This window comes from Pantoea sp. SGAir0430 (genome assembly GCF_043549295.1).
This window is the reverse complement of record NZ_CP039427.1, coordinates 1,456,935-1,478,255: the sequence shown is the minus strand read 5'-3', so window position 1 is coordinate 1,478,255 and position 21,321 is coordinate 1,456,935. Positions and strand designations below refer to the sequence as shown.

At 62.2% G+C, this 21,321-nt stretch carries 23 protein-coding genes; 21 read left to right on the top strand and 2 right to left on the bottom strand.

Going from position 1 to position 21,321, the window contains the following annotated elements; all coding sequences use genetic code 11:
- Positions 1–22 precede the first annotated feature (22 nt).
- Together E7738_RS07160 and E7738_RS07155 are read right to left on the bottom strand one after the other, a co-directional pair.
- Positions 23–1,522 (bottom strand): SulP family inorganic anion transporter, encoded by a 1,500-nt coding sequence (locus E7738_RS07160; protein WP_394516239.1) that lies wholly within the window; start codon positions 1,520–1,522, stop codon positions 23–25.
- Between the two features lie 151 nt (positions 1,523–1,673).
- Positions 1,674–1,931, bottom strand: coding sequence for a biofilm/acid-resistance regulator YmgB/AriR (locus E7738_RS07155; protein WP_021508271.1), 258 nt, complete (start codon positions 1,929–1,931; stop codon positions 1,674–1,676).
- A 478-nt stretch (positions 1,932–2,409) separates the two neighbouring features.
- On the opposite strand from E7738_RS07155, the gene E7738_RS07150 reads away from it, so the two are divergent.
- From E7738_RS07150 to E7738_RS07050, 21 genes are all read left to right on the top strand, one after another.
- Positions 2,410–2,841, top strand: a complete 432-nt coding sequence (locus E7738_RS07150; protein WP_058759700.1) for a MarR family winged helix-turn-helix transcriptional regulator — start codon at positions 2,410–2,412, stop codon at positions 2,839–2,841.
- 2 nt (positions 2,842–2,843) lie between these two features.
- Entirely contained in the window at positions 2,844–4,529 is a 1,686-nt protein-coding gene (locus E7738_RS07145; protein WP_132465245.1) for an MFS transporter, read from the top strand.
- Positions 4,526–5,617 carry an HlyD family secretion protein gene (locus E7738_RS07140; RefSeq protein ID WP_136548350.1) on the top strand — a complete coding sequence of 364 codons (1,092 nt, stop codon included), beginning with the start codon at positions 4,526–4,528 and terminating at the stop codon, positions 5,615–5,617. The genes E7738_RS07145 and E7738_RS07140 overlap by 4 nt, the downstream gene beginning before the upstream one ends.
- Positions 5,614–6,984 carry an efflux transporter outer membrane subunit gene (locus E7738_RS07135; RefSeq protein WP_394516238.1) on the top strand — a complete coding sequence of 457 codons (1,371 nt, stop codon included), beginning with the start codon at positions 5,614–5,616 and terminating at the stop codon, positions 6,982–6,984. Before E7738_RS07140 ends, E7738_RS07135 begins: the two co-directional genes overlap by 4 nt.
- Before the next feature lie 236 nt (positions 6,985–7,220).
- Entirely contained in the window at positions 7,221–7,610 is a 390-nt protein-coding gene (locus E7738_RS07130) for a hypothetical protein (protein ID WP_058759697.1), read from the top strand.
- Positions 7,611–7,803: 193 nt separating this feature from the next.
- Positions 7,804–8,535, top strand: a complete 732-nt coding sequence (locus E7738_RS07125; protein WP_282995862.1) for a beta-ketoacyl synthase chain length factor — start codon at positions 7,804–7,806, stop codon at positions 8,533–8,535.
- The gene (locus E7738_RS07120; protein WP_021508264.1) at positions 8,525–9,325 is read left to right on the top strand and encodes a lysophospholipid acyltransferase family protein; all 801 of its coding nucleotides are present in this window, start codon (positions 8,525–8,527) and stop codon (positions 9,323–9,325) included. Before E7738_RS07125 ends, E7738_RS07120 begins: the two co-directional genes overlap by 11 nt.
- A gap of 3 nt (positions 9,326–9,328) precedes the next feature.
- Positions 9,329–9,586, top strand: a complete 258-nt coding sequence (locus tag E7738_RS07115; protein ID WP_021508263.1) for a phosphopantetheine-binding protein — start codon at positions 9,329–9,331, stop codon at positions 9,584–9,586.
- An 11-nt stretch (positions 9,587–9,597) separates the two neighbouring features.
- Complete coding sequence (locus tag E7738_RS07110) at positions 9,598–9,849, top strand: acyl carrier protein (protein WP_021508262.1); 252 nt, start codon at positions 9,598–9,600, stop codon at positions 9,847–9,849.
- 8 nt (positions 9,850–9,857) lie between these two features.
- Entirely contained in the window at positions 9,858–10,418 is a 561-nt protein-coding gene (locus E7738_RS07105) for a COG4648 family protein (protein ID WP_021508261.1), read from the top strand.
- Entirely contained in the window at positions 10,415–11,743 is a 1,329-nt protein-coding gene (locus E7738_RS07100; protein WP_394516237.1) for an AMP-binding protein, read from the top strand. Before E7738_RS07105 ends, E7738_RS07100 begins: the two co-directional genes overlap by 4 nt.
- Positions 11,730–12,077, top strand: coding sequence for an ApeI family dehydratase (locus tag E7738_RS07095; RefSeq protein WP_058780771.1), 348 nt, complete (start codon positions 11,730–11,732; stop codon positions 12,075–12,077). The genes E7738_RS07100 and E7738_RS07095 overlap by 14 nt, the downstream gene beginning before the upstream one ends.
- Complete coding sequence (locus tag E7738_RS07090; RefSeq protein WP_262263931.1) at positions 12,071–13,765, top strand: glycosyltransferase family 2 protein; 1,695 nt, start codon at positions 12,071–12,073, stop codon at positions 13,763–13,765. Before E7738_RS07095 ends, E7738_RS07090 begins: the two co-directional genes overlap by 7 nt.
- Positions 13,758–14,174: an acyl-CoA thioesterase gene (locus tag E7738_RS07085; protein ID WP_058769602.1), complete on the top strand. Its 417-nt coding sequence runs from the start codon at positions 13,758–13,760 to the stop codon at positions 14,172–14,174. The genes E7738_RS07090 and E7738_RS07085 overlap by 8 nt, the downstream gene beginning before the upstream one ends.
- Positions 14,171–14,782 (top strand): outer membrane lipoprotein carrier protein LolA, encoded by a 612-nt coding sequence (locus tag E7738_RS07080; RefSeq protein ID WP_125309392.1) that lies wholly within the window; start codon positions 14,171–14,173, stop codon positions 14,780–14,782. Before E7738_RS07085 ends, E7738_RS07080 begins: the two co-directional genes overlap by 4 nt.
- Positions 14,748–17,069, top strand: coding sequence for an MMPL family transporter (locus tag E7738_RS07075; RefSeq protein ID WP_394516236.1), 2,322 nt, complete (start codon positions 14,748–14,750; stop codon positions 17,067–17,069). The genes E7738_RS07080 and E7738_RS07075 overlap by 35 nt, the downstream gene beginning before the upstream one ends.
- On the top strand, positions 17,066–17,641 hold the full coding sequence (locus E7738_RS07070; RefSeq protein WP_394516235.1) for a DUF3261 domain-containing protein: 576 nt from the start codon (positions 17,066–17,068) through the stop codon (positions 17,639–17,641). The genes E7738_RS07075 and E7738_RS07070 overlap by 4 nt, the downstream gene beginning before the upstream one ends.
- Positions 17,638–18,795, top strand: coding sequence for a beta-ketoacyl-[acyl-carrier-protein] synthase family protein (locus E7738_RS07065; RefSeq protein WP_394516234.1), 1,158 nt, complete (start codon positions 17,638–17,640; stop codon positions 18,793–18,795). Before E7738_RS07070 ends, E7738_RS07065 begins: the two co-directional genes overlap by 4 nt.
- On the top strand, positions 18,788–19,261 hold the full coding sequence (locus E7738_RS07060; protein WP_260641305.1) for a hotdog family protein: 474 nt from the start codon (positions 18,788–18,790) through the stop codon (positions 19,259–19,261). Before E7738_RS07065 ends, E7738_RS07060 begins: the two co-directional genes overlap by 8 nt.
- The gene (locus E7738_RS07055) at positions 19,261–19,992 is read left to right on the top strand and encodes a 3-ketoacyl-ACP reductase FabG2 (RefSeq protein WP_058759685.1); all 732 of its coding nucleotides are present in this window, start codon (positions 19,261–19,263) and stop codon (positions 19,990–19,992) included. Before E7738_RS07060 ends, E7738_RS07055 begins: the two co-directional genes overlap by 1 nt.
- Complete coding sequence (locus E7738_RS07050) at positions 19,992–21,224, top strand: beta-ketoacyl-ACP synthase (protein WP_058759684.1); 1,233 nt, start codon at positions 19,992–19,994, stop codon at positions 21,222–21,224. The genes E7738_RS07055 and E7738_RS07050 overlap by 1 nt, the downstream gene beginning before the upstream one ends.
- Positions 21,225–21,321: the final 97 nt, after the last annotated feature.

Here is a 21,321-nt window from a genome sequence, read left to right as displayed (position 1 = left end):
GTCGGGCGTCCCTATCGCAGATTTAGCCGAGATTGCCGCTCAGGCGATCGCGGAAATCGCTGCTGCGGTTATCCAGGCCGGTGAAGGTGACGCTGGCGCCGTGCCGCTGGTAGCGGTACTCAATGGCGTCGAGCGCCGCCACGCTGGAGGCATCCCAAATCTGCGCGTGGGTCAAATCGATGGTGACGCGCTGCGGATCGTGGCCGTAGTCAAAATGCTCAAACAGATCGTTGCTGCTGGCGAAAAACAGCGGGCCACGCACCGTGTAGTGCACCTGCTGGCCATCGTCACTCAGCTGACGTTCGGCATGGATCACGTGAGCGATGCGGCGGGCAAACAGCATCATGGCGAGCATCACTCCCACCAGCACGCCAAGCGCGAGGTTACCGGTCCACACTGTGACGGCGACGGTCAGCACCATCACCAGCGTTTCCGACCACGGCATGCGTTTTAGCGTGGCCGGCTGCAGGCTGTGCCAGTTCACGGTTTTCACCGCGACCACCATCATAATGCCCGCCAGCACCACCATCGGAATCTGCGCCATGATCTGGCTCAGACCGGTGACCAGCAACAGCAGCACCAGCGTTGCGGCCACGGTGGACACCCGGGTACGCGCCTTGCCCAGCTCAACGTTAACAATGGTCTGGCCGATCATCGCGCAACCGGCGATACCGCCGTAAAAGCCTGCCAGAATATTGCCGACGCCCAGCGCCCAGGATTCACGCCGCTTGCCGGAAGGCGTATCGGTCATGTCATCCACCAGTTTGGCGGTCAGCAGGGATTCCATCAGGCCGACGAAGGCGACCGACAGCGCGGTGGGCCAGACAATCTGCAGCGTCTGCAGATTAAGCGGCACCAGCAGGGTATTGAAATCCGGCAGGCCGGCGCGCATTGGCCCTTCATCGCCGACGTTGGGCACGCGATAGCCCAGCAGCAGCGCGACAGCGGTGACAGCCACGATAGCCACCAGCGGCGAAGGCACGCTTTTAAGCACTTTGGGCAGCAGCAGCACGATGGCCAGCGTGGCGGCGAACAGCAGCCACACCAGACCCGACTGGCCCCAGACGTGCGGCACCTGCGCAAAGAAAATCAGTATTCCCAGCGCGTTAACAAAGCCGATCATCACCGAGCGCGGAATATAGCGCATCATGCGCGACAGCCCGGCAAGGCCGAAAATGATTTGAATCATACCGCCGAGGATCACTGCCGGCAGAATGTACTCCACGCCATGTGCGTGCACCATTGGTCCGATCACCAGCGCGACGGAACCGGCCGCCGCGGTGACCATTGCTGGCCGTCCTCCCAGAATCGACAGCGTCAGGCACAGCACCACCGAAGCGACAAGGCTGACTTTAGGGTCGACGCCGGCAATCACGGAAAACGAAATCACTTCCGGTATCAGCGCCAGGGCGGTAATCACCCCGGCCAGGCACTCGCGGGTGAAAAGAGAGGGTGAACGCAGCACACGTGCGACCGTGATGTCGCTCGCTGTGGCAGCGGGGCGATCGGCAGTTTGACTCATCTGTTGCAGGCTCTTTTATTGGATGCGCATGCCGTCACGGCATAGCAATATTTAATGGAAAAGTTAACGCGGGCGATGTTACCGGGGGATGACGCGAGGCGCCAGTAAAACGGGGCGATAAGGTTGATTCCATCCCTGGAATCCGCTGCGGCTACAGCGAAAAATCATCCGGGGTCTGGTGAACCACCAGTTCCAGCAGGTGACGGTAGACATCCAGCTGGACGACATCGGCTTCCTGCTCCAGCCGGCCAATCAGGGCGGCAATAATGGCCTTATTGGTCACCGGCATACCGCTGTGCAGGATTTCAGCAATCAGATGGCCTAAGACTTCCATCTCATTGGTTTCACTGTTAACGGCCTGTTTGAAATTGTCAGCGATGGCATCGCTGCTATTGACGGCATTTTGCATGTGTAAGCCCTTAAGATTGGCTGATGGCCCAGCGGCCAGCACAACCAGGATGAAATATTTCCGCGCGGACAGGCGCGAAAAACCTGACTCACCACCCAACACAAAAAGACACCTCTGAAGGTGGAAATCCACAACACCTTCAGAGGCGACGCAACTGCATCATTCGTTACCGAATCGTTAACCGATTCATGGCGGCTAAAGTTATACAGTAACCCCTAATCTGTACAAGCGGCGGCTTGTGCATTTCGTGCTTATCAGGCTAATTTACTCAATATTATAGGGTATTTTGCCGAAAAAAGTTATACAGGCAAGCTGTACACGCGGCCTGATCGGGCCTTTTTGTGACTTAAGTGAAACTGGTAATCTGCGTGCAGCACGACTAAATTTGCTGATGTAAGCAAACTTTTCATTCGCACGTCGCTTAGCTTATAATAACCCTCCCATTTAGTTAGAACTCTAACCATTAGGCCGCTACGCTTTGACTGACCATCCACAACCGTTTTCCCGTCTGTTGCATCTTACTGCCCATGCGTGGCGGCTGGCGGTTGATCGCCGCCTGAAAGAGAGCGGTTTGAGTATGAGTAGCTGGCTGGCAATTGCCAGCGTAGCGACCGCCAGTGAACCGCCGACGCAAAAGGCGCTGGCACAGCTATTGGGGCTGGAGGAAGCCAGTGTGGTGCCGCTGGTCGATCGGCTGGTGAAACAGCAGCTGCTGGCACGGGTGCAGCCAAAGGAAGATCGTCGCAAGCGCCTGCTGGTGTTAACCGAGCAGGGCAACGAGGCGTTCGCTACGGTGAAAACGCAGGCGGATGCGCTGCGCGCCCAGCTGCTGGCCGATATCGATCCCGCCGCGCTGGCAGTGACCGAAAACGTGTTGCAGCAGCTGCTTGAACGCTTAGGAAACGTATAGCCGTGGCGAAACGTAACCCCTACGCCCCCCGCGAATGGCTGCCGCACGAAAAGCCGATGCTGCCGGGATCGCCCTCGACACCGCTGCATGCGCCATCGAAACGCATCGCGTTTGGCCTGATCGGCCTGCTGATCTCCATTACCGGCGCGCTGAGTAATGCGCTGGTGACCGCCAACCTCACCAATCTGCAGGGCACCTTCGCCGCGTACAGCAACGAAATCGCCTGGCTGCCGGCGGTCTACGTGATGGGCAATATCTCCATTAATCTCTTGCTGGTGAAGTTCCGCCAGCAGTTTGGTTTGCGGCTGTTTACCGAAGCCTTTCTGGTGCTGTACGTCATCGTGGCGTTTTTTCACATCCTCGCGAACGATCTCAGCTCGGCGATTATCGTGCGTACCGCGCACGGCATGGTGGGCGCGGCGCTCAGCTCGCTGGGCATCTATTATCAGATCCAGGCCTGGCCGGCGAAGCACCGTCTTAAAGCGCTGGTGATTGGCATTACCGCCTCACAGCTGGCGATTCCGCTGGCGCGGCTGTTCTCCAGCGAGTTGCTGCAGCTGGAGGAGTGGCGCGGCCTCTATCTGTTTGAGCTGGGCCTGGCGATGATTGCGCTGGGCTGTGTGCTGGTGGTCAAGCTGCCGCCGGGCGACCGTATCAAAGCGTTCGAAAAGCTCGATTTCGTCACCTTTATGCTGCTGGCACCGGGCATGGCGTTATTGTGCGGCGTGCTGTCACTCGGGCGCATTGAGTGGTGGTTCAGCACACCCTGGCTCGGCGTCTGTCTGGCGCTGGCGCTGGTGCTGATTGTCGCGGCGGTGGTGCTGGAGCATAACCGCGCTAACCCGCTGATTAACACCCGCTGGCTGAGCAATGGCATGATCGTGCGGCTCGGCATCGTGATGATCATGATGCGCATCGTGCTGGCCGAGCAGAATACCGGCGCGGTCGGCTTTCTGCAGCAGCTGGGCCTGCTCAACGATCAGATGCGCGGGCTGGCGCTGGCGATCATTGCGGGCGTGATCTGCGGCATGATTGCCAGCGCGCTGACCATCAAACCCAACCATCTGAGCTGGCCAATCGTGGTCTCGCTGGCCGTAATGATTGTCGCCTCGCTGATGGATGCGCAATCCAGCCCGCTGACGCGTGCCAGCAATCTCTACTTCAGCCAGTTTCTGCTCGGTTTCAGCAGTGCTTTTTTCCTTGGGCCAGCGATGCTGCTTGGCATCGGCGGCGTGGTGACTCAGCCGAAAAATCTGGTGAGTTTTGTCGTGCTGTTTGGCATGAGCCAGAATCTTGGCGGGCTGATTGGCTCTGCCATTCTCGGCACCTTCCAGACGTGGCGCGAAAAATATCACTCCAGCCTGCTGGGTGATCAGCTGTCGCTGCTCGATCCTAATGTGGTGGATCGCCTCAGCCAGTACAGCGCGCTGTTTCGCAGCCAGCTGGCGGACAGCGGCCTGCTCAGCGCGCAGAGCAGCAGTCAGCTGCAAACCGTGGCCACGCTGCAGGCCAACGTGCTGGCTTATAACGATACCTATTTACTGACCGCCGCGCTGGCAATGATAACGCTGATGTGGGTGCTGTGGCGCCTGACGCGGCTGCGTTATCTCAACTGGCGCCAGGCGCGACATAATCTGACTGAGCAACAGCAGCAGGCTGCGCCAGCAAACCGAACGGAGACCCCATGAGTCAACAGGACGATCTACAGGCTGCGGAGCGCGAGCGCGCTAACCGCCGACGCATTCTCTCTATCGCCGCCGGGAGCGGTATCGCCATCGTGGGCGTGCTGGTGATTTTATACGCCTGGCAGCTGTGGCCCTTTACCAGCACCATCCAGTCAACGGAAAACGCCTACGTGCGCGGCCAGGTGACCTTTATCAGCCCACAGGTCAGCGGCTACCTGACGAACGTTGAGGTGGTGGATCTGCAGCCGGTGCGCAAAGGACAGCTGCTGATGACCATTGACGATCGTATCTATCGCCAGCGTGTGCATCAGGCGCAGGCACAGCTGGCGATGAAGATTGCCGCGCAGAATAACAACCAGCAGCAGCAGAAGAGTGCGGAGGCCACTATCGCCAGCAATAAAGCCGCACTGGAGAATGCCAAAGCGCAGGCGCTGAAAAGCAGTCTGGATTTGAAGCGGGTGGAAAATCTGGCGGCTGACGGTTCGCTGTCGGTACGCGAGCGTGATGCCGCGCGCGCAGCCAATGCGCAGGCTCAGGCCCAGCTGCGCCAGGCGGCGGCGCAGGTGGCGGTCTCGCAGCAGAATCTGCAAACCACCATCGTCAACCGCGCGGCGCTGGCCGGCGACGTAGCCAGCGCGCAGGCGGCACTGGAGCTGGCCAATATCGATCTGGACAACACGCGCATTATCGCGCCGGACAGCGGCCAGCTCGGTCAGCTGTCGGTGCGCAAAGGCACCTACGTTACTGCCGGCACGCGGCTGACCTCGGTGGTGCCGGATAATAAATGGGTGATTGCCAACCTGAAGGAAACCCAGCTGGCGCGCGTGCGCCCCGGCCTGCCGGTGTCGATCCGCGTTGATGCGCTGGACGGCAAGCGCTTTGACGGCCGCGTTGAGTTTATCTCGCCCGCCGCCGGATCTGAGTTCAGCGCCATCTCGCCAGATAACGCCACCGGTAACTTCGTGAAAATCGCCCAGCGCATTCCGGTGCGTATCAAAATTCTTGGTGATGAACTGCAGCAGCTGCGGCCCGGGATGTCGGTGGAAGTCGACATTGATACCGCCGCCGAACCACACCGGGATGCGTTATGAAGCGGCCGTTACTCGCGGCGCTCATCGCGCTACTGCTGACCGGCTGCGCCCGCGAAGTGGAGCAGGCGCCGTCGTCGCTGCCGATTCCGCCCGACTGGCGCCAGCAGGTCGGGCCCGCCGCCGCGCCGGAAGCGCAGTGGTGGAGCAGCTTTGGTGATGATCGCCTCAACTGGCTGGTGAACCAGGCGCTGCAGCACAACAGCGATATTCTCATTGCCCGGTCGCGCGTCGATCAGTATCGCGCCGAGCTGCGCGCTGCGCAGGGCGACAACTTCCCGACGCTGTCGGCGGGCGTGGCGGCAACCCATCAGCGTGCGCTGTCAGCGGCGACCGGTCAGCCGTACGAAAGTGCGGTATTTCAGGGACTGCTGCAGGCGAATTATGAGGTCGACTTATGGGGCAGCCGCAGCAACAGCATCCGCGCGGCGGAAGCCACGCTGGCGGCGCAGCGTGCGGCGGCCTCGGCAGCCGAGCTGACGGTGGCCAGTTCGGTCGCGTCCGGTTACCTCAGCCTGTGCGCGCTCGACGAGCAGCTGCGTGTGACCGAGGCCACGCTGGAAACGCGGCAGAACTCGCTGAACCTGGCGCAGCGTCAGTTCGAAACCGGCTATACCTCGCGGCTCGAATGGATGCAGGCGGCGTCGGAGTATCAGACGGCGAAAGCGCAAATTCCGCAGCTGCAGCATCAGATCGCCCAGCAGGAGAACGCGCTCAGCATTCTGGTCGGCATGAATCCGCGCCAGATCGCGCGCAGCAGCCAGTTCGACCAGCTGCGACCCCACGCACTGCCGGCGCTGCTGCCGTCGCAGCTGCTGAATCGCCGGCCTGACATAGTCCAGGCGCAGCGCCTGCTGCTGGCGAGCGACGCGTCGCTGGCGGCGGCACAGGCACAGCTGCTGCCATCGCTCAACCTGACGGCGTCCGGCACGCTGCAGAGCAGCCAGCTACACGATCTGCTGGATAATCCGTTCCGCCTGTGGAGCATCGGCGGCAGCGTGCTGGCACCGCTGCTCAACCGCGAAGCGCTGACCGCCCAGGTGGATGTGGCGATGGCGTCGCGCAACCAGGCGCTGTACGGCTACGAAAGGGTGGTGCGCAACGCCTTTGCCGAGGTGGATAACGCACTGGATGCCATCACGCGCAGCCAGCAGCAGCTAACAGAGTTGCAGGCGCAGGAGCGCTACGTTGCCGAGGCGTGGCGGATTGCGCGCAACCGTTATCAGAATGGCTATGCGTCCTATCTCGATGAGCTTGATGCGCAGCGCACGCTGTTCAGCACCCAGCTGAATATTGTGGCGGTGAAAAACACGCTGCTGCTAGCGCAAATCGCTCTCTACCGCGCTCTCGGCGGCGGCTGGCAGGGTTGATCATCATGCCGCAGCCGCCTGGCTGCGGTCATAAATGACGTCTAAAGCCCGTTCACCCCGCTTTCACAACAGCACCAGCCCGAACTTAAGTGGTTCATGCTTTTTTTTACTTGTCTTTACAATTAGTGGTATTATCCGCGGCGCTTTACACAGTCTGAACGGAACTATGCAGGGGTTGTTACCTGCACGGCCGCGTGGTTGCGCGGCTTGCCATGACAGGGGAAGAAAAGGAAATGATGAATAAAAAAGCCACGCTGGCACTGCTGGTTGCAGCGGTATTAATCACCGGCTGTGCATCGCGCACGGCACCGATCCAGAACGTCAGCCAGACGGTCGCACAGAGCTACAGCGATCAGCAGATGCAGCGCGCTATCGTGGAAGCTGGCGCGGCCAATCACTGGGTGATCTCACCGGCGGGTCCGGGCGTGATGAATGGTCTGCTGGCTGAACGCGGCCACACGGCGAACATCCGTATCACCTACACTGCTAACAGCTACCGCATTGATTACGTCAGCAGCACCAATCTGAAAGCAGGCAGTGGCCAGATTCACCGTAACTACAACCGCTGGATTCAGAACCTGAACCAGGGCATCCAGACCCGTCTGGCGGTGCAGGCGGTAAAATAAGTCATCACGCGCGCCGCTAACAGTTAATCGTAAAGTTAGCCGGCACGCTGCCGAAATAGAAACAGGCGGACCCGATGTCCGCCTGAGAACTCGGCGACATCCGCGTGAGGCGGATGACTGGAATAGAGAGCAGGGAAGGGATGCCGCGCAGCGAAAATCTGACCATCCCTGAGGCTGAAGAAAGAATGCAGGTATGAAACTCGCTTACTCCCTTGTTGACTGGCATGCCATCGCGCCGGGCCACAGCAGCGCCGACGACTGGCAGCGCTGGGCGCAACACGCGCCGGTACTGGATGCCTGCCTGGCTATCGCCAAACCTCAGTTTTTACCGATGATGACTGCCCGTCGCCTCAGCCCCGGCAGCCGTGCCGCCGTGGAGTGCGGCCTTGCGCTGCTGGCCCGACAGTCGGTTGACGCCGTGGTGTTTACCAGCCGCCATGGCGAACTGGAACGCAATCTGCGTATTCTGCGTACGCTTGCGGACGGCCAGCCGCTATCCCCCACCGACTTCGCGATGTCGGTGCACAACTCGGCGGTCGGCAGCCTGACCATCGCCGCACGTCAGCCATTAGTGTCATCGTCAATTTCTGCCGGCATCGACAGCTTCCAGCAGGGCCTGCTTGAGGTCAGCACGCTGCATCAGGCCGGTTACCGGCAGGTGCTGCTGGTGGATTTTGACGGGCTGGTGCCCGACTACTACCGTCCGTGGCTGCCGGAGATCGATACCTTTAATGCACCCTACGCGGTTGCGCTGCTGCTGCGCGCCGGCGAAGCGTGGCGCTGTACGGCGACCGCCGCCCGCTCTCAGCCCGATGCGCTGCCGCAGAGCCTGCAGTTTCTGCATGCGATGCTGAGCGAGACGGCGGATTTCACCCTGGCCGGCGAGCGTCATCAGTGGCGCTGGGAGCGTGCTCATGGCGGATAACGCTATGCCGATGCGCCAGCGGCGCGGTGGCAACTATTACTGGCGGCTGGTGATGACCGCGCTTTGCTTTAGCCTGTTCAGCATTGGCGGTCTGTTGCTGTCGCTAATCTGGTTCAACCTGCTGCTGCTGATTCAGCGTGACGGTCTGCGCCGGCGGCAAATCGCGCGCCGCAGCATTGCATGGAGCTTTCGCTGCTTTCTGCGCTTCTGCCGTTTTGTCGGCGTGTATGACTATCAGATGCTGGGCGCAGAGGCGCTGCGTCAGGATCGCGGCTGCCTGATTGTCGCCAACCATCCGTCGCTGATCGATTACGTGATGATCGCCTCGCTGTTACCCGAGATGGATTGCCTGGTGAAGGCCGACCTGCAGCACAACATTTTCTTCCGCGGCGTTATTAAATCAGCCGATTACCTGATCAACAGCGAGGCGGAGACGCTACTGCCGGATAGCCAGCAGCGGCTGGCACGCGGCGATACCATTCTGATTTTCCCCGAAGGGACGCGCACCCGCTACGGCCAGCCGCTACAACTGCAGCGCGGTGCGGCAAATATTGCGGTGCGCGCCGGATGCGATCTGCGCGTGATTCATATCACCTGTACCCAGCGTATGCTCGACAAGCAAAGCCGCTGGTATCAGATTCCGCTGGTTAAACCGGTTTTTACGGTACGCGTACAATCGCGTATTGCCAGCCACGCCTTTCACGAAGCGGATGAGGATGCGCAGCCGCTGGCCGCGCGCCGTTTGACGCGTTATCTGCAACAGGCGCTGGTGCCTGAAGAGACAAAGTAAGTTATGCAAGCACTGATTGACGACATTAAAACCATGATTATCGACACGCTGAATCTGGAAGATATCAGTCCGGATGATATCGATAGCGACGCACCGCTGTTTGGCGAAGGGCTGGGGCTCGACTCGATCGATGCGCTGGAGCTGGGACTGGCGGTGAAAAACCGCTTCGGCGTGCAGCTCTCCGCCGAGAGCGAAACGCTGCGGGCGCACTTTTTTTCCGTGGCCACGCTGGCCGCTTTTGTTGAACAACAGCAAGCCTGAGAACCGTCGACATGAATAAACAAGATATTTACCAGGAAGTGGCGACGCTGCTGACTACGCTGTTCGAAATTGATCCGGACGAGATCCGCCCGGACGCTCGCCTGTATGAAGATCTCGAACTCGACAGTATTGATGCGGTTGACATGGTGGTGCATCTGCAAAAACGCACCGGGCGTAAGATCAAGCCAGAAGCCTTCCGCGCGGTGCGCACCGTACAGGACGTGGTTGACGCCGTCGACCAGCTGATGCGCGACCAGGCCTGATAAACGCCATGCACAGGCTGTTGCAGCTGCTGAACGCGCTGGCGCTGATCGCCTGGCCATTGCTGGTATGGCTGGCGCTGACTCACCCGCAGTGGCGCGGCGTGCTGGTGCTGCTGGCGCTGGTGTTTGCGGCGCGTATCTGGAGCCTGCGTCAGGCGCAGGGCGCGCTGAACCGCACGCTGCTGCTGCTGGCGCTGATCGGCTGCCTGCTGTCTCTCGCCAGTATCGTGTTGCGGGCGCAGCATCTGCTGCTGTGGTATCCGGTGGTGGTGAATGGCCTGTTGCTTCTGCTGTTCGCCGCGTCGCTGTTCAGCCCGATGCCGCTGGTAGAGCGCCTGGCGCGCCTGCGTGAACCTCAGCTGCCGCCGCGTGCCGTCCGTTATACCCGACGCGTGACGCAGGTGTGGTGCGGGTTTTTTATTTTCAACGGCAGCGTGGCCCTGACTACCTGCCTGCTGAGTCATATCCGGCTATGGACACTCTGGAACGGGTGCATCAGCTATGTGCTGATGGGCGCGCTGATGGGCGGCGAATGGCTGCTGCGTCAGCGCATGAGGAAACACGCATGAAGGCCGTGGCGATTCGCGACTGGCTGCACGGCGCCGATCGTCTCGTAGCCTGGCAGGGGCAACAGCAGCATACGCTGGCGCAGATGCGGCAGCAGGTGCTGGGCTTAACCCATCAGCTACAGGCGCAGCCTGGCGCACGCTGGGCGCTGTGCTTTGACAACAGTTACCACTTTACCGTGGCGCTGCTGGCGAGCTGGTACGCCGGCAAAACGCCGGTCATCCCCGGCCACTGCCGCGCAGCGCAGCTGGAAGAGATGCACGACAGTCTTGATGGCGTGATCAGCGATATGCCGCTGGCGGTCACCCTGCCACAGCTACGCTGGGACGGCGCGCTGGCGCAGGGCGCGCTGCCAGAGATAGCGGCGCAGGCGAGTCTGGTGCTGTTCACCTCCGGCTCAACCGGAACGCCGCGTCGCGTGGTCAAATCACTGCGCGCCATGGATCTCGAAGCCCAGTGGCTGGCCGATCTGTGGGGCACGCGTCTGCAGGGGTGTCACGTCATTGCCTCGGTAAGCCATCAGCATCTGTATGGCCTGAGTTTTCGCATTATTCTGCCGATGGCGCTCGGCCTGCCGTTCGCCGCGCAGCAAATTTTTTATGGTGAGCAACTGGCGGATCAGCGTGCCGATCGCCGCTACGCCTTTATCAGCAGCCCGGCGTTTTTGCGCCGGCTTGACACGGCGCTGGTGGCGCCGCCCTGTGCACTGATTGTCTCCGCGGGCGGCGCGCTGCCGGGCGCGGATGCGCAACGCGCGCAGCAAACGCTGGACTGCGCAGTGGATGAAATTTATGGCAGTACCGAAACCGGGGTGATCGCGTGGCGCCGGGCCAGCGATGACGCTGCGCTGTGGCAGTGTTTCCCCCACGTTTCGCTGCGCGAGATCGCGCCGCAGCGCTGGCAGGTCTTCTCCGATCTGCTGGAGAGCCGCGCGGGCTGTGCGCTGGACGATCGTATCGTGCAGCAGCCGTCGGGCCAGTTTCAGCTGGCAGGGCGCCAGGATCGGGTGGTGAAAATTGAAGACAAGCGCGTGTCGCTGAGCGAAGTAGAGCGTCGCCTGCTGGCGCTGCCTGGTGTGGAAGATGCCGCCGCGCTGGCGATTCAGCGTCACGGCCGCCATGCCATCGCGGTGGTGCTGGCGCTGCCGCAGCTGCCAGACGCCGCCACGCTGCACCAGCGTAAACAACAATGGAAACGCGCGCTGCAACCCTGGCTGGAGCCGGTCGCCATGCCGCGCTACTGGCGGGTGGTGACGGCAATTCCGGTCACCGCGCAGAGCAAACGCGCATGGCCGCAGATAGAGGAACTGTTTGATGTTACCGGTTGAATTAGACGCGCAACAGCAGGACGACACGCTCACCCTGCGCCTGCTGGCGGCTGCCGACCTGCTGTGGTTTCGCGGCCACTTCCCGACGCTGCCGATTCTGCCGGGAGTGGCGCAGCTTGACTGGGTACTGCACTACGGCCTGACGCGCCTCGCGCCGGGTAAGAGCTTTGCCTCGATTGAAAATATCAAATTCCAGCAGCCGGTGCCGCCGGATGCGCAGCTGGAGCTGCAGTTGCAGTGGCTGCCGGAGAAGTCGCTACTGAGTTTTCGCTACGCGCTGCTGCGCGGTGCGCAGGCTGAGGTCGCCAGCAGCGGGAAGATTCGCCTGTGCTGAGTGCAGCTTTTGCGCCCTGTGTGCTGATTCCCTGCTACAACCACGGTGCCATGCTGGCGTCGGTGCTGGCGCGGCTGGCCCCGTTCAACCTGCCGGTGATCGTGGTCGACGACGGCAGCGATGCCCGGACCAAACAGCACATCGCTGCGCTGGATGCGCCGCAGCTCCGGGTGCTGACGCTGCCGCACAACCAGGGTAAGGGAGCGGCGGTGATTGCCGGACTGCGCGCCGCCGCAGCCGCGGGCTTCAGTCATGCGCTGCAGCTGGACGCCGACGGACAGCATCAGGTGGAGGACACACCGCGCATGCTGGCAGAGGCTGAACGCTATCCGCACTGCCTGATCTCCGGCCAGCCGCAGTACGATGCCTCAATCCCGAAATCCCGGCTCTATGGACGCTACATCACCCATTTCTGGGTATGGGTGGAAACGCTGTCGTTCTCGCTAAAAGACAGCATGTGCGGTTTCCGCGTCTATCCGCTGGCAGCGTCGCTTGAGCTGTGCGATCGCCGCGCTATTGGCCAGCGCATGGATTTTGACACCGAGATCATGGTGCGCCTCTACTGGCAGGGCACGCCGAGCCGGTTTATCCGCACGCGCGTGACCTATCCGCCGAGCGGCGTCTCACACTTTGACGCGCTGCACGACAACCTGCGTATCTCGTGGATGCACACCCGCCTGTTCTTTGGCATGCTGCCACGCATCCCGCAGCTGCTATCCCGCCGGCGTCAGCAGGCGCACTGGGCAGCGACGCCAGAGCGCCGCGGCCAGTGGGGGCTGCGCTTTATGCTGTGGCTGTACCAGCGTGCCGGCCGCCTGCCGTTTATTCTGCTGCTGTGGCCGGTGGTGGCGGTGTACTGGCTCAGCGGTCGCGCGGCGCGGGCGGCGTCGCAGCAGTGGCTGACGCGCGTACAGGCCGTGGCGCATCAACAGCAGATTGCGCTGCCGCGGCCGCTCAGCAGCTATCGTCACTTCCTGCGTTTTGGCAACAGCATGCTGGATAAAGTCGCCAGCTGGCGCGGTGACCTGCAATGGGGACGCGATATCGACTTCGCGCCCGATGCGGAAGCGGTGATTCGCGCCGCTGAAGGCAAAGGTCAGCTGATTCTCGCCTCGCATCTGGGCGATATCGAAGCCTGCCGGGCGATGGCGAAGCAGGTCAGCGGTCTGGTGATCAACGCGCTGGTGTTCACCGACAACGCCCAGCGCTTCCGCGCGGTGCTGGAGAGCATTGCGCCGCAGGCGGGCGTCAATCTGCTGCCGGTCAGTGATATCGGCCCGGACACCGCAATTTTACTGCAGCAAAAGCTGGATGCCGGTGAGTGGGTGGCCATTGTTGGCGACCGCACCGCCGTGCAGCGTCAGCGCGGCGGCGAACGGCGCGTGATGTGGAGTGAATTTATGGGCCAACCGGCACCGTTCCCGCAGGGACCTTTTGTGCTGGCGGCGGCGCTGCGCTGTCCGGTGCTGCTGATGTTCGCGCTGCGCCAGCAGGGCAAACTGCGCGTGCACTGCGAGGCCTTTGCCGATCCTTTACCGCTGCCGCGCAATGGGCGACAGCAGGCGCTGCAGGCGGCGGTCGATCGCTATGCTGCGCGCCTGCAACATCATGCCCTGCTGGCACCGCTGGACTGGTTTAACTTTTACGATTTCTGGGCTCTGCCCGAAGAGGAGCAACGCGATGCGTAACGCAAGCTGGCGCGCGGAGATTGAACGGGTGGTCTCGTTTCATGACTGCGATCCGATGGGCGTGGTGTGGCACGGCAACTATTTCCGCTACTTCGAAGTGGCGCGTGAAGCGCTGCTGCGCAGTATCAACTACAGCTATGCAGAGATGAGCGCCAGCGGCTACGTCTGGCCGGTGGTCGATACCCGGGTTAAATACCGCCTGCCGCTGCGCTGTGAAGAGGCCATTCGTGTTGAAGCCAGCATCAGCGAATATGAGAACCGGCTGCGCATCGATTATGTCATCCGGAACGCTGCCGGGCAGGTGACCACCAAAGCGCACACGCTGCAGGTGGCGGTCAGCGCCAGCACGCAGGAGATGTGCTTTGTCTCGCCGGATATTCTGCTGCAGCGTTTGGGGGTGTCATCATGATTCGTCTGGTCTGCCTGCTGCTGACGCTGCTCAGCGCCAGTGCCAGCGCGGTGACGCTGGAACAGCTACAGCAGCGCTTTGCCAGCCAGCCGGTGATTCGCGCCAGCTTTGTTCAGGTGCGCAGCATCGCCGGCATGGCGCAGCCGCTGGTGTCGCGCGGCCAGCTGTTGATTGCTCAGCAGCAGGGGCTGTGGTGGCACCAGGCGACACCGTTCCCGATGACGCTGATTCTGGATGATCACCGCATGGTGCAAAGCATGAGCGGCCAGCCGCCGCAGGTGATCACCGCAGACAGCAATCCGCAGATGTTCCAGTTTAACCATCTGCTGCGCGCGCTGTTCCAGGCTGATGAGCAGGTACTGCGCGAGAATTTTGAGCTCAATTTCCGCGATGACGGTGGCGACGGCTGGCAGCTGAGCCTGACGCCGAAAGCGGCACCGCTGAATAAGATCTTCAACCGCATCGATCTGCAGGGCGCGGCGTATCTCAACCGCATTACGCTGGATGACCGCCAGGGCGATAAAACGGAAATCACTCTGAGCGATACCCGTACGCAGCCCGGCCAACTGACTGATGAAGAGCGAGCCCGTTTTGCCGCAGCGCAGTGAGATTTTTGCCGCGCGCGCGTGGCTGGCCGTCTGTCTGCTGCTGATGCTGGCGCTGGCCTGGTTACTGCCGCGCAGCCACATTAACAGCAGCGTGCTGGCTCTGCTGCCGCAGCAGAATCTTGGCCAGGCGCCGGCAGAGATTCAGCAGGGGTTTATGCAGCGGCTCGACCGCCAGCTGGTGTGGCTGGTGAGTGCGCCCGGTGCGGACGGTGACGCCGCCGCTGCGTGGTGGCAGGCGCAGCTCCGGGCACTGCCGATGCTCAGTGAGGTCAGCGGCGCGCTGGATGATGATCAGCTGCAGCGCTGGGGAAGCTTTGCTTATCAGCATCGCAACGGGTTGATCGATCCGCTGACGCGTGCGCGACTGCAGCACGGCGGCGGCGCGCAGGCCGACTGGATTCTGGCGCAGCTGTTTTCGGCGTTTGCCGGGGTGAGCAGCAAAGAGCTTGCCGGTGACCCGCTGCTGCTGGTGCGTGGCGCGCAGCTGGCGCTGCAGCAGAACGCCAGCAAAATGGTGCTGCACAACGGCTGGCTGACGGTCAGCGATGCGCAGCAGCGCCGCTGGTATTTTCTGCACGGCGAACTGGTACATAACGCCTTCAGCATGGCGCAGAGCCATCAGCTGGTCAGCGCGCTGCATCAGCTTGAGCAGCAGTTGAAACAGCGCTGGCCGCAGGCGCAGCTGCTGACGCGCGGCACGGTGCTGTTCAGCGACGATGCCAGCCAGCGCGCGCAGCATGATGTTGCCACGCTGGGCAGCGTGACGCTGGGCGGTTTGCTGTTGCTGGTGTGGCTGGTGTTTCGCTCACTGCGGCCGCTGGCGCTGAGCGCGCTGTCGGTAGCCATCGGGGCGATGGCCGGCACCGTGTTCACGCTGCTGTTTTTTGGTGAGCTGCATCTCACCACGCTGGTGATGAGTCTCAGTATTGTCGGCATCTCGGCCGATTATACGCTGTACTACCTGACGGAACGCATGGTGCACGGTGAGCACGCCACACCGTGGCAGAGTCTGCATAAAGTGCGCGGTACGCTGCTGCTGGCGCTGGGCACCACGGCGATCGCCTGGCTGCTGATGTTGCTGGCACCGTTTCCCGGGCTGCGCCAGCTGGCGGTATTTGCCGCCAGCGGCCTGAGCGCCTCGTGCCTGACGGTGATCTGTTTCTATCCGTGGCTGGTGCGCGGCCTGCCGGTGCGACCGGTGCCGATGATGGTGTGGCTGGCGCGCTGGCTGGCCGCGTGGCGCCGCCAGCGCGGGCTACGCGTCGGGTTACCGCTGCTGGTGGCCCTATACGCGCTGAGCGGCATCTTACAGCTGCGCGTCGACGATAACATTGCTCATCTGCAGAGCGCGCCGGCGCAACTGCTGGCGCAGGATCGCCAGCTGGCGCAGCTCACCGGGCAACAGGCCGATCAAACCTGGTTTGTCGTCTGGGGTGATAACGAGCCGCAGGTGTTGCAGCGGCTTAATGCGCTGGCGCCCGAACTGCAGCGCGCGCAGCAGCAGGGCTGGCTGGCGAGCTATCGCCTGCTGCCGCTTAGCTCGCTGGAACAGCAGCAGCAGGATGTTGCGCTGTTACAGCAGGCGGCCCCGACTATCATGGCGCGTCTGCAACAGGCCGGTATCCATCTGGCGCAGGCCAGTCTGCAGCCGATGCCGGTCAGCGTGCAGGCGTGGCTGGCGAGTCCGCTGAGTGAAGGCTGGCGGCTGCTGTGGCTGTCGCTGCCTGACGGACGCAGCAGCGTGCTGGTCCCGGTGAGCGGCGTGCAGAACAGTGCCGCGCTGCAAAAGCTGGCGACAGCGCAGGCAGGCGTGAGCTGGGTTGATCGCAAGGCCCGTTACGATGAGCTGTTTGGCTTCTGGCGCACGCTGCTAAGCGGCCTGCTGGCGCTGGCGCTGCTGCTGATCACCGTCAGCTACACCCTGCGCCTTGGCCTCAAAGCCGGGCTACGCAGCGCGCTGCCGTCATGGCTGTCGCTGGCGGCCGCGCTGGCCACGCTCGGCTGGCTGGGGGCCAGTCTGAATCTGTTTGCGCTGCTGGCGCTGATTCTGGTGCTGGGCATTGGCATCAATTACACGCTGTTTTTCAGTAATCCACGCGGCACGCCGCTGACATCGATGCTGGCGGTGACGCTGGCGATGATGACCACGCTGCTGACGCTGGGCATGCTGGTATTCAGCAGTACCAGCGCTATCAGCAGCTTTGGTACCGTGCTGTGCAGCGGAATTTTTTGTGCATTTTTACTGGCGCCGCTGGCGCTGGCGGGCGGAAAAAGGAAATCACGATGAGAATGGGTGCGTTACTGCTGGCGCTCAGCCTGCTGCTGAGCGGATGTGCGTCTCACCATGACGAGTCCAGCCGGCCCACGGCCTGGCTCAAACCTGGCGTGCGCGTCACGCTGCCGGCACCGGGCATCTCACCCGGCTTTCAGCAGCAGCAGTTGCTGACCGGGCGCGTGAAGGGCAAAACCCAGTCATTGCTGGTGCTGCTCAGCGCGGATGCGCAGCAGATCTCGCTGGCCGGGCTGTCGTCGCTTGGCATCCGGCTATTCCGCGTCACTTACGATCAACAGGGGATTTATACCCAGCAGATGATGGCGCTGCCCGACCTGCCGCCAGCCAGCCAGGTGCTGGCCGATATTATGCTGAGCTACTGGCCGGTCAGCGCGTGGCAGCCGCAATTGCCGTCCGGCTGGACGCTGCGCGATGTGGGCGACCGGCGCGAATTGCGCGATGCTTCCGGCCAGCTGATCAGCCAGATTCATTATCTGCAGCGCGGGGAACAGCGTGAGCCGATTAGCGTCGATCAGCGCGCCTTTGGCTATCAGATTCACATCCAGCATCTGGACGCCTCCTCATGATTTACCTGTCGGCTTTTGGCATGGTCAATGCGCTGGGCAGCAGCCTGGCGCAGATTGCCGCCCAGCTACAGCAGGGCACAGCGCCCGGCATGCAGCCGCGTGACGGCTGGTTAGCGCAGGGCAAGCGCTGCTGGCTGGGTGAAGTGCCGGGCGCGCTGCCGCCGGTACCGGCTGCACTGGCGGCGCATGATACGCGCAACAATCGTTTGCTGCTGGCGGCGCTGCAGCAGTGTCAGCCGGCGCTGGATGAGGCGATTACGCGCTATGGTCGCGCCCGCGTGGCCATCGTGCTGGGCACCAGTACTTCCGGCGTGGATGAGGGCGATCGGCAGACGGACGGCGGCCATGCCGGTTATGACTACCGGATGCAGGAACTGGGCGATCCGTCGCGCTTTCTGGCGCACTATCTGCAGCTGGATGGCCCGGCGTACACGATTTCTACGGCCTGCTCCTCCAGCGCGCGCGCCATCATCAGCGGGGCGCGGCTGATTGCTGCCGGTCTGGCCGACGTAGCACTGGTGGGCGGTGCGGACTCGCTCAGCCGCATGCCGATTAACGGCTTTGCCAGCCTTGATTCGCTGTCGGAACATCACTGCGCACCGTTCAGCGCCGGGCGCGACGGAATTTCGATTGGCGAAGCAGCGGCGCTGCTGCTGCTGACGCGCGAGCCACAGCCACTGGCGCTGCTGGGCTGCGGTGAATCGTCAGATGCCTGGCACATGTCAGCGCCGCATCCGCAGGGCGTGGGCGCGGAAGCCGCCATGCGCATGGCGCTGCAGCAGGCCGGTTTGCAGCCGCACGAGGTGGGCTATATCAATCTGCACGGTACCGCCACGCCGCTCAACGATCAGGTTGAAGCGGCGGTGATTCACCGTCTGTTCGGTGACGCCGTGCCGTGCAGTTCCACTAAGCACCTCACCGGCCACACGCTGGGCGCAGCAGGCGCCACCGAAGCCGCGCTGGCGGCCCTGATTATCCAGCAACAGTTGTCGCTACCGCCGCAGGATTTTTCGCACGCGACGCAGGATAGTACGCTGCCGCCCTGTGGACTGCTGACTGTGGCACAGCCGCTGGCGCGCCCGGTGATTGCCTCCAACTCATTTGCCTTTGGCGGGAACAATACCTGCCTGATTGTAGGATCTTCGCATGAATGATTTTTTGCCGGTGGGCGATTACCTGCCGCACCGCGCGCCGCTGCTGCTGCTTGAGCGCGTGCTTGACGTCACGCCAGACAGCGTTGTCTGTGCGGTCACGGTGAGCCCGCACGGCGTGCTGGCACCGTTTCTCACGCCGCAGGGCGAGCTGCCGGCGTGGTTTGGCGTCGAGATCATGGCGCAGACCGTGGGCGTCTGGTCCGGCTTTCATGCCCGCCAGCGCGGCGCCAGTGACATCCGCCCCGGCATGCTGCTGGGCGGGCGCGGCTATCGTGCCAGTGCGCCCACCTTCGCGGCACACAGTGAGTTGCAGATTGAGATGCACCTGCTGATGCGCGATGACAAGCTGGGCAGTTTTGAGGGCGAGATCCGCTGCGGCACCAGCCTGCTGGCCAGCGGACGACTGAACACCTACCAGCCCGACGACGACGAATTAACCCGATTAGCGCAACAAGGAACCGAGTGATGACCCGCAGCGTATTAGTAACCGGGGCCAGTAAAGGTATTGGCCGTGCCATGGCTTTACGTCTGGCCGCCGACGGATTTGATATTGTGGTGCATTACCACCGCGACGCCGCCGGTGCGCAGCAGACGCTGGCGCAGATCGTTGCCGCAGGCGGCCGCGGCCGCACGCTGCAGTTTGACGTGGCACAGCGGGAAGCCACGCGTAACGCGCTGGAGCAGGATATCGCCGCGCACGGGGCTTATTATGGTGTGATCAGCAATGCGGGCATTACCCGCGACGGCGCTTTTCCGGCGCTCACCGAAGATGAATGGGACAGCGTGATCCACACCAACCTCGACAGTTTCTATAACGTGATTCATCCCTGCGTCATGCCGATGATCGGCCTGCGCCAGGGCGGACGCATCATTACCCTCTCTTCGGTATCTGGCATGATGGGCAACCGCGGGCAGGTCAACTATAGCGCGGCCAAGGCCGGCATCATCGGCGCCACGAAAGCGCTGGCGATTGAACTGGCGAAACGCAAAATCACCGTTAACTGTATCGCGCCAGGTTTGATCGATACCGGCATGACCGATCTTGAGCCACAGGTAATCGACGAAGCGCTGAAAATCATTCCGATGAAACGCATGGGCGCGGCAGACGAGGTGGCTGGCCTGGCCAGCTATCTGATGTCGGATATCGCTGGCTACGTTACGCGGCAGGTGATTTCCATCAACGGAGGGATGTTGTGATGCAGCGGGTAGTGGTTACCGGTATGGGCGGCGTCACGGCTTTCGGTGAGAGCTGGAGCGCGGTGGCGCAGCGCATTAAACAGGGCCAGAATGCGGTACGTAAAATGCCGGAGTGGCAAGTCTATGATGGCCTGCACACGCTACTGGGCGCGCCGATCGATGACTTCACGCTGCCGCCGCACTACACGCGTAAACGCATCCGCGCCATGGGCCGCGTCTCACTGCTGGCGACGCGTGCCACCGAGCTGGCGCTGGAGCAGGCCGGCCTGATTGATCATCCGGTGCTGACCAGTGGTGAAACCGGCATCGCCTATGGGTCTTCGACCGGCAGCACCGGCCCGGTGAGCGAGTTCGCCACCATGCTGACGGAAAAGCACACCAACAACATCACCGGTACCACCTATGTGCAGATGATGCCGCACACCACGGCAGTTAACGCTGGACTGTTTTTTGGTCTGCGCGGTCGCGTGATCCCCACGTCCAGCGCCTGCACTTCCGGCAGCCAGGCGATTGGCTACGCGTGGGAAGCCATTCGCCATGGCTATCAGACCGTGATGGTCGCGGGCGGGGCAGAGGAGCTGTGCCCCTCGGAAGCCGCCGTGTTTGATACGCTGTTTGCCACCAGCCAGCGTAACGATGCGCCGCACACCTCGCCGGCACCGTTCGATCAACAGCGCGACGGTCTGGTGATTGGCGAAGGGGCGGGCACGCTGATTCTGGAATCGCTGGCACATGCGCAGGCGCGCGGCGCGACCATCTATGCGGAGCTGGTCGGTTTTCACACTAACTGTGACGCGGCCCATATCACTCAGCCGCAGCGTGAAACCATGCAGATTTGTATTCAGCGCGCGCTGGACAGCGCAGGGGTGACGGCAGCGCAGATTGGTTACATTAACGCACACGGTACCGCCACCGATCGCGGCGATATTGCCGAAAGCCAGGCGACGGCAGCAATTTTTGGCAATCGTACACCCATCTCTTCGCTGAAAAGCTATTTCGGTCACACGCTGGGTGCCTGCGGCGCGCTGGAAGCCTGGATGAGTATTGAGATGATGCGTGAGGGCTGGTTTGCGCCCACGCTGAATCTGACGCAGCCCGCCGCCGAATGCGGTGAGCTGGATTACATCACTGGCGCGCCCCGGCAGCTACAGACCGATTACGTCCAGTCAAACAACTTTGCTTTTGGCGGTATCAACACCTCACTGGTGTTTAAACGCTGGCGCGACGCCTGAGTCTCTCCGTTTACCCCTCATTCCCGTCGCCCGGCGGGAATCTTTCTCCCCGATGATGCCTCTGGCGGTGACACACCGCCGGATTTCGCTTGCATTT

Coding starts and splice junctions, on each gene's coding strand:
- E7738_RS07160 (WP_394516239.1), bottom strand. CDS start 1,522: ATGAGTCAAACTGCCGATCGCCCCGCTGCCACAGCGAGCGACATCACG.
- E7738_RS07155 (WP_021508271.1), bottom strand. CDS start 1,931: ATGCAAAATGCCGTCAATAGCAGCGATGCCATCGCTGACAATTTCAAA.
- E7738_RS07140 (WP_136548350.1), top strand. CDS start 4,526: ATGAGTCAACAGGACGATCTACAGGCTGCGGAGCGCGAGCGCGCTAAC.
- E7738_RS07135 (WP_394516238.1), top strand. CDS start 5,614: ATGAAGCGGCCGTTACTCGCGGCGCTCATCGCGCTACTGCTGACCGGC.
- E7738_RS07130 (WP_058759697.1), top strand. CDS start 7,221: ATGAATAAAAAAGCCACGCTGGCACTGCTGGTTGCAGCGGTATTAATC.
- E7738_RS07125 (WP_282995862.1), top strand. CDS start 7,804: ATGAAACTCGCTTACTCCCTTGTTGACTGGCATGCCATCGCGCCGGGC.
- E7738_RS07120 (WP_021508264.1), top strand. CDS start 8,525: ATGGCGGATAACGCTATGCCGATGCGCCAGCGGCGCGGTGGCAACTAT.
- E7738_RS07115 (WP_021508263.1), top strand. CDS start 9,329: ATGCAAGCACTGATTGACGACATTAAAACCATGATTATCGACACGCTG.
- E7738_RS07110 (WP_021508262.1), top strand. CDS start 9,598: ATGAATAAACAAGATATTTACCAGGAAGTGGCGACGCTGCTGACTACG.
- E7738_RS07105 (WP_021508261.1), top strand. CDS start 9,858: ATGCACAGGCTGTTGCAGCTGCTGAACGCGCTGGCGCTGATCGCCTGG.
- E7738_RS07100 (WP_394516237.1), top strand. CDS start 10,415: ATGAAGGCCGTGGCGATTCGCGACTGGCTGCACGGCGCCGATCGTCTC.
- E7738_RS07095 (WP_058780771.1), top strand. CDS start 11,730: ATGTTACCGGTTGAATTAGACGCGCAACAGCAGGACGACACGCTCACC.
- E7738_RS07085 (WP_058769602.1), top strand. CDS start 13,758: ATGCGTAACGCAAGCTGGCGCGCGGAGATTGAACGGGTGGTCTCGTTT.
- E7738_RS07080 (WP_125309392.1), top strand. CDS start 14,171: ATGATTCGTCTGGTCTGCCTGCTGCTGACGCTGCTCAGCGCCAGTGCC.
- E7738_RS07075 (WP_394516236.1), top strand. CDS start 14,748: ATGAAGAGCGAGCCCGTTTTGCCGCAGCGCAGTGAGATTTTTGCCGCG.
- E7738_RS07070 (WP_394516235.1), top strand. CDS start 17,066: ATGAGAATGGGTGCGTTACTGCTGGCGCTCAGCCTGCTGCTGAGCGGA.
- E7738_RS07065 (WP_394516234.1), top strand. CDS start 17,638: ATGATTTACCTGTCGGCTTTTGGCATGGTCAATGCGCTGGGCAGCAGC.
- E7738_RS07060 (WP_260641305.1), top strand. CDS start 18,788: ATGAATGATTTTTTGCCGGTGGGCGATTACCTGCCGCACCGCGCGCCG.
- E7738_RS07055 (WP_058759685.1), top strand. CDS start 19,261: ATGACCCGCAGCGTATTAGTAACCGGGGCCAGTAAAGGTATTGGCCGT.
- E7738_RS07050 (WP_058759684.1), top strand. CDS start 19,992: ATGCAGCGGGTAGTGGTTACCGGTATGGGCGGCGTCACGGCTTTCGGT.